Raw genomic sequence first — 11,188 nt, 5'->3', positions numbered from 1 at the left:
GCCGACGTCTCCGTCGTCAAGGGTGACGATCTCCTGGCGCGGAATTTTCCGATGATCCATGTTGTCGGCCGCGCCTCGGCCGGCGCGCCGAGGCTGATTGACATGACCTGGGGCCCGAGCGACGCGCCGAAGGTGACGCTGGTCGGCAAGGGCGTCTGCTTCGACACCGGCGGCCTCGACATCAAGCCGTCGTCGGGCATGCTGCTGATGAAGAAAGACATGGGGGGCGCCGCCAACGTGCTGGGTCTCGCCTCGATGATCATGGCGGCGAAACGGAATGTGCGGCTGCGCGTCCTGATCCCTGCGGTCGAGAATTCGATCGCCGGCAATGCCTTCCGGCCTGGCGACGTGCTGAGGAGCCGCAAGGGCATAACGGTGGAGATCGGCAACACCGATGCTGAAGGCCGGCTGGTGCTGGCCGACGCTCTGGCGCTTGCCGACGAGGAAAGGCCGGCCCTGCTGTTCGACATGGCGACCTTGACCGGAGCGGCCCGTGTTGCGCTCGGCCCCGATCTGCCGCCCTTCTATACCGACGACGAGGCACTGGCGTCCGACCTGGCTGCGGCTTCGCTTGCTGTCGAGGATCCGCTGTGGCGCATGCCGCTGTGGCGTCCCTATGACGCGAAGCTTTCCTCGAAGATCGCCGACGTCAACAATGTCACGACGGACGGCTTCGCCGGATCGATCACGGCGGCGCTCTTCCTCAAGCGCTTTGTCGAGAAGACGCCCGGCTGGGCGCATTTCGACATTTTTGCCTGGAACCCGAATGACCGCCCGCACGGCCTGACCGGGGGTGAAGCGCAAGGCATTCGCGCGCTGGAGCGGATCATCTCGACTCGGTTCGGATAGAGCGATTCCAGGAGAGTGCGTCCAGAAGCAGCTAAAAACAGCCGCTCGTCGAAAAGCCGGCGAAACGCTTTGGACTGAAACGGAAGCGAAACAATTTGCCGTCATGGTTGGAAAATGTCGATCTCGATGCGCCCGAGCCAGGCCTTGCGACTGTGGCAGCAGGTATTGCTGTCGCAGGTGCGCGACGACGCGCCCGACCTCACCATGCGCCAGACCGCCATCCTGCTCACCATCTACCTCGATCCGCCGCCGCACACGGTGCGCGGGCTGGCCGCGAGGCTCAACGTCACCAAGCCGGTCATTACCCGCGCGCTCGATACGATGGGCGCGCTGAAGCTGGTTTCGCGCCACCGCGACGAGCTCGACAAGCGCAATGTGCTGATCCGGCGCACGGTGGAGGGCGCGCTCTTTGTCGAGCGCTTCGGCGATGGTATCGTCGCAAAGGCGCATGAGCTGCCCATCTGACCGATAACTCGTCTGTCTGACCGATAAACCCATTTGACTGGACTACCGATTTGACCGCCAGGGATGCCCGCCTTCACGCCTTTCGTTCCGATCTCGCCGATGCCAGGCTGATGGGGAAAGTCGCCGCCGACCGCTTTGTCGCCGGCCGCCCGGCGCGGATCGCCGCCGCCGTCGCCGACCTGCGCAAGGCTCCGCGCCCCGATGCCGGCATCAACACGCAGGCGCTGTTCGGCGACGACGTGCTGGTCTTCGAGGTTGCGGAAGGCTGGGCCTGGGTGCAGGCCGAGCGCGACGGCTATGTCGGCTATGCCGCCGACAATGTGCTCGGCGCACGTGAGCATGCGCCCACCCACATCGTCTCCGTGCCGCGCACCTTCCTCTATCCCGGACCGGACCTGTGCTTCCCGATCGGCGGGCAACTGTCGATGGGCTCCGAGGTGACGGTGACGGGTTCCGCCGAAACGCGCGGCACGCACTACGCACTGCTGCCGTCCGGCCAGGCGGTCATTGCCCGCCATCTGCGGCCGCTTACCGAGGTGGCAGCCGACTTTGTAGCGGTCGCCGAAAGCTTCCTCGGCACGCCATACCTCTGGGGCGGCGTCTCCGGCTTCGGCATCGACTGCTCCGGCCTCGTGCAACTGTCGATGCGCATGACCGGCAAGGATGTGCTGCGCGACTCCGACATGCAGGCGACATCGATCGGGACGCCGCTCGAGCCGGGCCCTGACTTTTCCGGGCTGCAGCGCGGCGACCTCGTCTTCTGGAAGGGCCACGTCGCCATCATGACCGACGCGAAGGACATGATCCACGCCAATGGCCACACGATGCTGGTCTCGCGCGAAGGGCTGAAGGAGGCCGTCGAGCGGATCGGCTATCTCTATGGCGGCCCGACCGGGTTCCGCAGGCCTTAGCGCCCTTACCTCTCCCAGGGGGAGAGGTAAGGATTGCCCCGATTTGCTCTTCGCAAATCGCGTTGGCAATGGGTGAGGGGCAAGTAGGCCGAGCTGGATCACCTCATTAGTCTCGGCGCTGCGCGCCGGGCCACCTTCTCCCAATGGGGAGAGGGGAAGAATGATCCCCTTTTGTTCCGATTTTCCTTGGCGATCGCTTGCCAGCGCGCTACCTCTTTGCGCGTGACAGAGCAGCCGCGCCTTGCCGAACAGAATGTCGCCGTCCTTCTCCCCGAACCGTTCGAAAAATGGTTCGCTGCAAAAGGCTGGTCGCCGCGCGCCCACCAGCTCGAACTGCTGGCGAAGGCTCAAGCCGGCCAATCGGCGCTGCTGATCGCGCCGACCGGCGCCGGCAAGACGCTGGCCGGATTCCTGCCCTCGCTTACCGAGCTCGCCAGACGTCCGCGCCGCAAGCCCGGTGGGGCGCATCGTGGCATCCACACGCTCTACATCTCGCCGCTCAAGGCGCTGGCCGTCGACATCGAGCGCAATCTCGGCAAGCCGGTCGAGGAGATCGGACTGCCGGTGACCATCGAAACCCGCACCGGCGACACGCCCTCGCACAAGCGCCAGCGGCAAAAGCTCGCACCGCCCGACATCCTGCTCACCACCCCCGAACAGCTCGCGCTTCTGATTGCCGCGGCCGACGCCAGGCGCTTCTTCGAGGATTTGCGTTATGTCGTCCTCGACGAATTGCATTCCCTCGTCACCTCGAAGCGCGGGCATCTTTTGGCGCTAGGCCTGGCGCGGTTGCGCGCCTTTGTCCCTGAGCTGCAGACCATCGGCCTGTCGGCTACGGTCGCCGAGCCGGATGAGTTGCGGCGCTGGCTGGTCAGTCAGGCTTCCCCTGAGGCCATGTCCGAGTTGATCGTCGTGACAGGCGGCGCCAAGCCCGACATCTCCATTCTCGATTCCGAAGAGCGGGTGCCATGGGCTGGCCATTCCGCCCGCTACGCCACTCCGGAGATCTATCGCGAGGTCAAGCGGCACAAGACGACGCTGCTCTTTGTCAACACGCGCAGCCAGGCCGAGCTGCTGTTTCAGGAGCTGTGGCGCGTCAACGACGACACGTTGCCGATCGCCTTGCATCACGGCTCGCTCGACGTCGCCCAGCGGCGGCGGGTCGAGAAGGCGATGGGCGAAAACGCCTTGCGCGCTATCGTCGCCACCTCGACATTGGACCTGGGCATCGACTGGGGCGATGTCGATCTGGTCGTGCATGTCGGCGCGCCGAAGGGGGCCAGCCGCCTGGCGCAGCGCATCGGCCGCGCCAACCACCGCATGGATGAGCCATCGAAGGCGATCCTGATCCCGGCCAACCGGTTTGAGGTGCTTGAATGCCGTGCCGCGCTCGACGCCAACTATCTCGGCGCGCAGGACACGCCGCCTTTGGTCAATGGCGGGCTCGACGTGCTGGCGCAGCATGTGCTCGGCTGCGCCTGCGGTGCCCCGTTCCACGCCGACGCGCTGTTTGACGAGGTGAGGTCGGCTGCGCCCTATGTCAGCCTAGACCGCCCGACATTCGACCGGGTCATCGACTTCGTCGCCACCGGCGGATACGCGCTGAGAAACTACGAGCGCTACGCCCGCATTCGCCAAACCAAGGAAGGCTTGTGGCGAGTATCCAATCCCCGCGTGGCGCAACAGTACCGGCTCAATGTCGGGACCATCATCGAAGTGCCGGCCCTCAACGTTCGTTACGTCCAGGCTGGAAGCAAGGGCGCGGCCTCGCGCGGCGGCAGAGTCTTGGGAAAGATCGAGGAAGCGTTTCTCGAGACCTTGACCTATGGCGACACTTTCATGTTCGCCGGAAGGGTTCTGCGCTTCGAGGGTATCCGCGACAATGAGTGCTTCGTGTCGAATGCTCCCGGAAGCGAAGCAAAGGTGCCCTACTATGGCGGCGGCAAATTCCCGCTTTCGACTTATCTCGCCGAGCAGGTGCGCGCCATGCTCGACGATCCGCAGCGCTGGAAGAAGCTGCCCGAGCAGGTGGCCGATTGGCTGCGGTTTCAGGCGGATAAATCCGTCCTGCCGAAACGGGACGATCTGCTGATCGAGACCTTTCCACGCGGAAACCGGCACTATCTCGTAGCCTATCCGTTCGAAGGCAGGCTTGCGCATCAGACGCTGGGCATGCTGCTGACGCGCCGCCTGGATCGAGCGGGCGCCAACCCGGTCGGCTTCGTTGCCACCGACTATGCGTTGGCGATTTGGTCGCTGGCCGACATGGGCTGGATGTTTAAAAACAAAAAACCATCGCTGGCTGCGCTCTTCGATCAGGACATGCTCGGCGACGATCTCGAGGCGTGGTTTGCCGACAGCTGGCTGCTCAAGCGCACCTTCCGCAACTGCGCGCTGATCTCCGGACTGATCGAGAAACGTCATCCCGGCAAGGAGAAAAGCGGCCGCCAGGTCACTGTCTCGACAGACCTGATTTATGACGTGCTGCGCAGCCACGAGCCCGACCACATCCTGCTCCAGGCGACGCGTGCCGATGCAGCGACCGGATTGCTCGATGTCAGCAGACTTGCCGAGATGCTCTCGCGCATCCGCGGTCGAATCGTGCATAAGGACCTGGAACAGATATCGCCGCTAGCCGTGCCGATCATGCTCGAAATCGGCAAGATGCCGGTGCATGGCGAGGCGGATGAAACGCTGTTGATGGATGCCGCCACCCTCGTTGAAGAGGCCATGGGGCCGGAGATGGCCGACTGAGCGAAGGCAAGAGGGGATGGATTTTTCGCTGTCGCGCGCAACGCTGATCGCCGAGGCCGACTTTGTCGGCATCGCCGGCGAACGCGCGGTTTGCGACCGGCGCGGCGTGCTCTATTTCCCCGATCTGCGGCTGCTTGCGGTCTCCGACCTGCATCTCGAAAAGGGCTCGTCCTTCGCCAGGCGCGGCGCGCTGATCCCGCCTTATGACACAGGTGCGACCTTGCTGCGCCTGCAGGCCGTGATCGCCGACTACGGTCCGCGGATCGTCGTCAGCCTTGGCGACTCCTTCCACGACGGCGGCGGCGCCGAGCGCATGCATCTAAGCTTCCGCGAGCGGCTGGAGGCGATGATGGCCGGCCGCGACTGGTTCTGGGTTGCCGGCAATCATGATCCGGATGCTCCCGCCGACCTGCCTGGCGAGACGGTGAGGGAACTCGCGATCGGTTCGCTTGTCTTCCGCCATGAACCATCCAAGCTGCGGGTGGAGGGCGAGATCGCCGGCCATCTGCACCCCTGCGCCCGCATCGTCCAGCGCGGCCGCTCGGTCAGGCGGCGCTGCTTCGCCGGTGACGGCGGCCGCATGATCATGCCGGCCTTCGGCGCCTATACCGGCTCGCTCAACGTGCTCGACCGCGCCTATGCCGGACTGTTCCGCCTGGAAACGCTTGTTGCCTACATGCTGGGTGCGGAGCGCATCTTTGCCATTTCCGGCTCGATGCTGCGGCCGGGCTGAAGCGGCTTCATCTCCCGTAATAGAGCGTGACGGTGTGCTTTGCCTCGGCGAAGAACAGCCAGCGTTCGACCAGCATGCCCGCGAATTGCATAAGCGCTGCAAGCAGTGATGCGGCTGCTGCGAAAGGCCATGGCAAGGCGAAGGCGATCACGAGCAAGATGGCCGGCACGGCGAAGGCCAGCACCTGCGTGATGCGCCTCAGCTTCGCGCTATGCTTGCGCGCAATGCGAAAACCCATCTCCTTGAGCAGGTAGTTTTCTTCGGTGTGCGGCCATTCGATGGACCGCACAGTGCCGCCGGCGAGGCCGGTCGCCGTGTTGGCCGTGGTCGGGATTTCCAGCTTGTCGTTGTAGTGCCAGGTCGCAAGCTTCCAGCCCCACCCGGCGAGCGTGGCAAGCAGCGCGCCGGCCAGAACCGCGGTTGATCCGGCCTCGAAGCTTCGCAGCAGGCCGTTGAGCAGCACGCCACCCGTCATTGCCGAGAAGATAAGATAAGCCGGCAAAGTATATCGGCTGTGCCACTGCGCGATCGGCTTCAGCGAGGCATAGATCATTCCGGTCGTGCAGACTGTCACGACGCCGCCGGCGGCAGCCAGCAGGCCAACGATGGCCACCCAACCGCCGCTTTTGCCCATCAGCACCCAGCCAATGCCGAACAGCCCGGCCGGGATGAAGGTCGCAACCGAGGCGGCCCCTTCGCGCGACAGCCAGGAGCTTCGCCATTGAGAGAAGGCGCGCCAGGCGCGTTCAGGGCGGCCGAGATGGCCGGTCGAGGAGAGCAGGCCGGCCACGATCAAGCCAAGCGAAAGCGCCATGCCGACGAGCCCGAGCCAGAAATCGGGTGCGATGAATCCCAGCCCGCCAAGGACGCCGAGCAGCGCCAGCAGGCCGTAGCCGGCCCCGGTGGCGGTGGTGAAGAACACGACGGAATAGGCGGGATGCATGGCTGGGCGAATTCAGTTCGAAAGCATGCGGTCGATCCAGCCGAGGAAGCCCCCGTCGGTCCGGATCGGTTCCAGCGCCGGCGCGTCCACCTTCGCCGCGCGCTCGGTGCGGGCACGCGGGGGCAGGTATTTGTTGGTCGGCTTGTAGCCAAGCTCGGGCATCAGCTCGACGCCGCCACGCTCTTCCACCAGGTGCGAGATTGCCGAGGCGGGATCGCCCAGATCGCCGAAATGGCGGGCGCTGGTCGGGCAGGCGGCGACGCAGGCCGGCACGCGGTCCTCTGTCGCCAGATTATCGTTGTAGATGCGGTCGACGCACAGCGTGCATTTCTTCATCACGCCGACATCCGTATCGAATTCGCGCGCGCCATAGGGACAGGCCCAGCTGCACAGCTTGCAGCCGATGCACTTGTCCTCGTCGACCAGCACGATGCCGTCGGAGGCGCGCTTGTAGGAGGCGCCGGTCGGACAGACGGTGACGCAGGCTGGCTGCTCGCAATGCAGGCAGGAGCGCGGGAAGTTCACCGTGCGGCCGCCTTGTTCGGTCGTGTGCTCATAGCTGTGCACGCGGTTGAACCAGACGCCGTCGACACGCCCGCCATACGGCTCGATGTCGGTCAGCGGCGCCATGTGTCCGCCGGTGTTCCATTCCTTGCAAGCGGTGACGCAGGCCTGGCAGCCGACGCAGGTGTCGAGGTCGATGACGAGGCCGAGCTTCTTCTCGGTTTGGGCGGGAAGGCAGGTCATTCGGCGGCTTCCCTTTTTATGCGGAATCCATCGCCGAAGCGAAGCACATCCGGTGACGGCTCGAAATTTGGCGGCTGCCGCAAGCGCTCGAATTGCGGCTCGGTGAAGCCGGCCTCTTCCGCGGCGCATTTGGCGATACGCACGCGCACGTCGAACCATGCCGCCTGTCCGGTGACGGGGTCGGAGTTCGAATAACGCTTGCCGTTGACGGTAGCCGCGGTCTGGTCGCCGATGATGTGATTGAGCAGGAAGCCGCGATTGCTCTCTGCGGCGTCGTCCTTCAGCCCCCAGCTGCCGCGCCGCTTGCCGATAGCGTTCCAGGTCCAGACAGTGTCCGGGTTGACGCCGTCGATCAGCTTGATCTGACCCTTCACGCGGCCGTTGATGCTTTCGATCCACACCCAGTCGTCGTCGGCCAGCCCAAGCCTCGCTGCCGTCCGCCGGTGCACGAACAGCCGGTTCTGGCTGGTGATTTGTCTCAGCCACGCATTCTGCGAGCCCCAGGAATGGTACATATGCATCGGCCGCTGCGTCAGCGCATGCAGCGGATATTTCTGGAGATCGACGGTGTCGTCCTCGAAGGGCGCGTACCAGAACGGCAGCGGGTCCATATAGGCTTCGATCCGGTCGCGCTCGGCCTCCGGCGGCTGCACCTTGCCATGACCGCGCGCGGCGAGGCGAAAGCGCTGCATCGGCTCGGAATAGAGCTGAAAGATGATCGGATCGGCCTTGGAGATGAATCCCATCTGCACGGCAAAGTCGAGATAGGCGCGGTTGCCCATCTTGTAATAGCGCTGGTCGTCGGCGAACCCGTGGTGCCAGAAACCGCCATTGTCGATGTAGCGCTGCAGCTGGTCCGGGTTCACCTCGCCTTTGCCGATCGCGTCACCGTTCTTACCGCGCCAGCCGGCAAGCGGGCCGATGCCGGGCGTGCGCTCGTGGGTGACGATGTAGTCGGCATAGTCGCGGTGTTTCGCCGAACCGTCTTCGTTGGCGAAACCAGGCAGGCCGAGCCGCGCGCCGAGCTCGATCAGCACCGACTGGAACGGCCGGACATCCCGGTCCGGCTGCACCACCGGGTGACGGATGGCATCGCCCGGCCCGTCGGCATGGCTGATCGGCCGGTCGAGCAGGCTGATGCAGTCGTGCCGCTCGAGATAGGTCGTGTCGGGCAGCACTAGGTCGGCGAACGGCACCGTCTCGGAATAATAGGCGTCGGAATAAATGATGAAGGGGATCTTGTAGTCGCCCGCCTCGTCCATGTCGGTGAGCATACGAACCGTCTCGACGGTATTCATCGAGGAGTTCCAGGCCATGTTCGACATGTACATCATCAGCGTGTCGATCGGATAAGGGTCGCCGGCCCAGGCATTGCGGATGACGCTGTGCATCAGGCCGTGGGCGGCCAAGGGCGCTTCCCAGGAATAGGCCTTGTCGATGCGGATCGGTGTGCCGACCTCGTCGACGAGCAGATCGTCGGGCCCTGAGACGAAGCCGAGCGGCATGCCCTCCAGCGGCGTCATCGGGCGGACGTTCTTGCCTGCGGGCTTTGGCCCCGGCGGCGCGCAACGCGGATAGGGCGGCTTGAAGCGGAAGCCGCCGGGCACGTCCACCGTGCCGAGCAGAACCTGCAGCAGGTGGATGGCGCGGCAAGTATGAAAGCCGTTGGAATGGGCCGAGATGCCGCGCATGGCATGCATCGACACCGGCCGGCCCTTCATCGTCTCGTGCCGGCGGCCGGCCCAATCGGTCCAGGCGACCGGCAGCTCGATCGCCTGCTCGAAGGCGACATGCGCCAGCTCCGCCGCGATCCGTCGGATGGTGTCGGCGCCGACCCCGCAGCGCTCCGCCACCGCCTCCGGCGAATGGCTTTCGTGCAGGTATCGGTCGGCGATCAGCTGAAATACCGGTGCGCAGCGGCGGCCATTGACGGTGTAGTTGCCGGTCAGTGCTGGTTTGGCATCCGGATCGGCGGCATTGACGGGCGCCTTCGCCACCCTGTCCCAAGCCAACAGGCTGCTGTCGCCATCGAGCATGAACAATCCGTCATCGGCGGAACCGGGATCCTGCACGACAAGCACCGGCGCGTTGGTGTAGCGCAGCAGATAGTCGAGATCTATGCGGCCGGCCTTGAGCAACTCATGGACGAGCGCCAGCACGAACAGTCCGTCCGTGCCGGGTCGTATGCCGATCCAGTCATCGGCAATCGCGTTGTAGCCGGTGCGGCAAGGGTTGATCGACACCACCTTGGCGCCGCGCGCCTTGAGCTTGCCGAGGCCGATCTTGATCGGGTTGGAATCGTGATCCTCGGCGACGCCGAACAGCATGAAGTATTTCGTATTGTCCCAGTCGGGCTCGCCGAACTCCCAGAACGAGCCGCCGATCGTGTAGAGCCCACCGGCCGCCATGTTGACCGAGCAGAAGCCGCCATGGGCGGCGAAGTTGGGCGTGCCGAACTGGCTCGCCCACCAGCCGGTCAGCGACTGCGACTGGTCGCGCCCGGTGAAAAAGGCAAGCTTTCTCGGATCGGTGCGGCGGATCGCCGTCAGCCGCTCGGTGGCGATGGTGAGCGCTTCGTCCCATTCGATCTCGCGAAACTCGCCGGAGCCGCGAGGCCCTGTGCGCAGCAGCGGCTTCCTCAGCCGCGCCGGGCTGTAATGCTGCATGATGCCGGCGCTGCCCTTGCCGCAGATCACGCCCCGGTTCACCGGGTGGTCCTTGTTGCCGTTGATGTAGCGCACCTTGCCGTCCTTGATGTGGACGTCGATGCCGCAGCGGCAGGCGCACATGTAGCAGGTGGTTTTGGCGATGCGGTCGGACACGCTCGGCGAGGTCTCGACGCCGTCGCCTTCTTCAGGCGCCCGGCTGTCGGCCAGCGGCCGCTGCGAGGGCGCGGAGTTTGCGCCGCGTGGCTCAGCTAGGCTCATGATCCGCGAACGCTCTTGCCGCTTGCCATCTTGGCCTTCGTCTTCGGACCGGGCCCGCGCATATAGTGCAGCTCAGGATGGTAGCGGTCGCCGGCGAACTGCCGCTTCAGCTGGCGGCTCCAATGCGCGAAAAGAGATTTGAAGCGCCCGATCATTTCCAACCTTGGCGGCAGAACGGCCAATTTTTTCCAAGCTCGGGTAAAAAGTTAGAACAAAGCGATTGATCTGTCTAACAAGCCGCTCTTGTAATTCCGATCGATTTTGCTTCTTAGTTGGCCATGACCCTCGATCAGCTTCGCATCTTCGTCGCCGTCGCCGAGCATGGCCACATGACCAAGGCGGCCGAGCTGCTCGGCATCTCGCAATCCGCCGCCTCTGCCGCCATCCGCGCGCTTGAAAGCCAGCATGGCGTGCGGCTGTTCAACCGGGTCGGCCGCAACATCGAGCTCGCGCAGACCGGCCACCGCTTCCTGCCGGAAGCCAAGGCTGTTCTGGAACGGGCAGCGGCTGCCCACAACGTGCTGGAGCATGTTTCCCAGACCATCACCGGCAGCCTGTCGATATCGGCCAGCCAGACCATCGCGAGCTACTGGCTGCCGAGGCGCCTGGCATCCTTCCACGAGGCCTATCCGGCGGTGCGCCTGAGCGTCACCATCGGCAACACGCGGCAAGTGGAAACCAATGTGCTGGACGGCCGGGCCGATTTCGGGCTGGTCGAAGGCCGAACCGAGTCCGACATATTGCGGCGCGCCACGGTCGATGAGGATCGCCCGATGCTGGTCGTGGCGGGCTCACATCCCGAGCTTCCGATGACGCCGGCGGGAAACCTCGACATCAGGTCGTTGCGCTGGATCATCAG

Annotated in this window: 8 protein-coding genes and 1 pseudogene; 6 read left to right on the top strand and 3 right to left on the bottom strand. The window is 64.7% G+C overall.

Going from position 1 to position 11,188, the window contains the following annotated elements:
- From EOA32_RS25680 to pdeM, 5 genes and pseudogenes are all read left to right on the top strand, one after another.
- Positions 1 to 849, top strand: a pseudogene (locus EOA32_RS25680) (leucyl aminopeptidase family protein); the annotation flags it as partial.
- Positions 850 to 963: 114 nt separating this feature from the next.
- A complete protein-coding gene (locus EOA32_RS25675; RefSeq protein WP_066996450.1) occupies positions 964 to 1,314 on the top strand; it encodes a MarR family winged helix-turn-helix transcriptional regulator in 351 nt (116 codons plus the stop codon).
- A gap of 50 nt (positions 1,315 to 1,364) precedes the next feature.
- Positions 1,365 to 2,225 carry an NlpC/P60 family protein gene (locus tag EOA32_RS25670; RefSeq protein ID WP_128373210.1) on the top strand — a complete coding sequence of 287 codons (861 nt, stop codon included), beginning with the start codon at positions 1,365 to 1,367 and terminating at the stop codon, positions 2,223 to 2,225.
- Positions 2,226 to 2,447: 222 nt separating this feature from the next.
- Positions 2,448 to 4,979, top strand: coding sequence for a ligase-associated DNA damage response DEXH box helicase (locus EOA32_RS25665; protein WP_128373209.1), 2,532 nt, complete (start codon positions 2,448 to 2,450; stop codon positions 4,977 to 4,979).
- A gap of 16 nt (positions 4,980 to 4,995) precedes the next feature.
- The gene (gene pdeM, locus EOA32_RS25660) at positions 4,996 to 5,712 is read left to right on the top strand and encodes a ligase-associated DNA damage response endonuclease PdeM (protein ID WP_095832736.1); all 717 of its coding nucleotides are present in this window, start codon (positions 4,996 to 4,998) and stop codon (positions 5,710 to 5,712) included.
- A gap of 7 nt (positions 5,713 to 5,719) precedes the next feature.
- On the opposite strand, the gene EOA32_RS25655 is transcribed toward pdeM, so the two are convergent.
- The 3 genes from EOA32_RS25655 to EOA32_RS25645 are packed head-to-tail and all read right to left on the bottom strand — an operon-like array spanning position 5,720 to position 10,329.
- On the bottom strand, positions 5,720 to 6,655 hold the full coding sequence (locus EOA32_RS25655) for a DmsC/YnfH family molybdoenzyme membrane anchor subunit (RefSeq protein WP_128373208.1): 936 nt from the start codon (positions 6,653 to 6,655) through the stop codon (positions 5,720 to 5,722).
- A 12-nt stretch (positions 6,656 to 6,667) separates the two neighbouring features.
- Positions 6,668 to 7,402, bottom strand: coding sequence for a 4Fe-4S dicluster domain-containing protein (locus EOA32_RS25650; protein WP_128373207.1), 735 nt, complete (start codon positions 7,400 to 7,402; stop codon positions 6,668 to 6,670).
- Positions 7,399 to 10,329: a molybdopterin oxidoreductase family protein gene (locus EOA32_RS25645; RefSeq protein WP_128373206.1), complete on the bottom strand. Its 2,931-nt coding sequence runs from the start codon at positions 10,327 to 10,329 to the stop codon at positions 7,399 to 7,401. Before EOA32_RS25645 ends, EOA32_RS25650 begins: the two co-directional genes overlap by 4 nt.
- Before the next feature lie 278 nt (positions 10,330 to 10,607).
- Between EOA32_RS25645 and EOA32_RS25640 the strand changes: the two genes are divergently transcribed.
- On the top strand, positions 10,608 to 11,188 hold a 581-nt coding region (locus EOA32_RS25640; RefSeq protein WP_145971349.1), incomplete at its 3' end, for a LysR family transcriptional regulator.

This window comes from Mesorhizobium sp. M1A.F.Ca.ET.072.01.1.1 (genome assembly GCF_004023325.1).
Lineage (GTDB): Bacteria > Pseudomonadota > Alphaproteobacteria > Rhizobiales > Rhizobiaceae > Mesorhizobium.
Note: the sequence above shows the minus strand (reverse complement) of the source record. Positions and strands in the feature narration are given on the sequence as shown.

Excerpts from the sequence above, each read along its gene's own strand:
- EOA32_RS25675 (WP_066996450.1), top strand. The coding sequence starts at position 964 with ATGTCGATCTCGATGCGCCCGAGCCAGGCCTTGCGACTGTGGCAGCAG.
- pdeM (WP_095832736.1), top strand. The coding sequence starts at position 4,996 with ATGGATTTTTCGCTGTCGCGCGCAACGCTGATCGCCGAGGCCGACTTT.
- EOA32_RS25655 (WP_128373208.1), bottom strand. The coding sequence starts at position 6,655 with ATGCATCCCGCCTATTCCGTCGTGTTCTTCACCACCGCCACCGGGGCC.
- EOA32_RS25650 (WP_128373207.1), bottom strand. The coding sequence starts at position 7,402 with ATGACCTGCCTTCCCGCCCAAACCGAGAAGAAGCTCGGCCTCGTCATC.
- EOA32_RS25645 (WP_128373206.1), bottom strand. The coding sequence starts at position 10,329 with ATGAGCCTAGCTGAGCCACGCGGCGCAAACTCCGCGCCCTCGCAGCGG.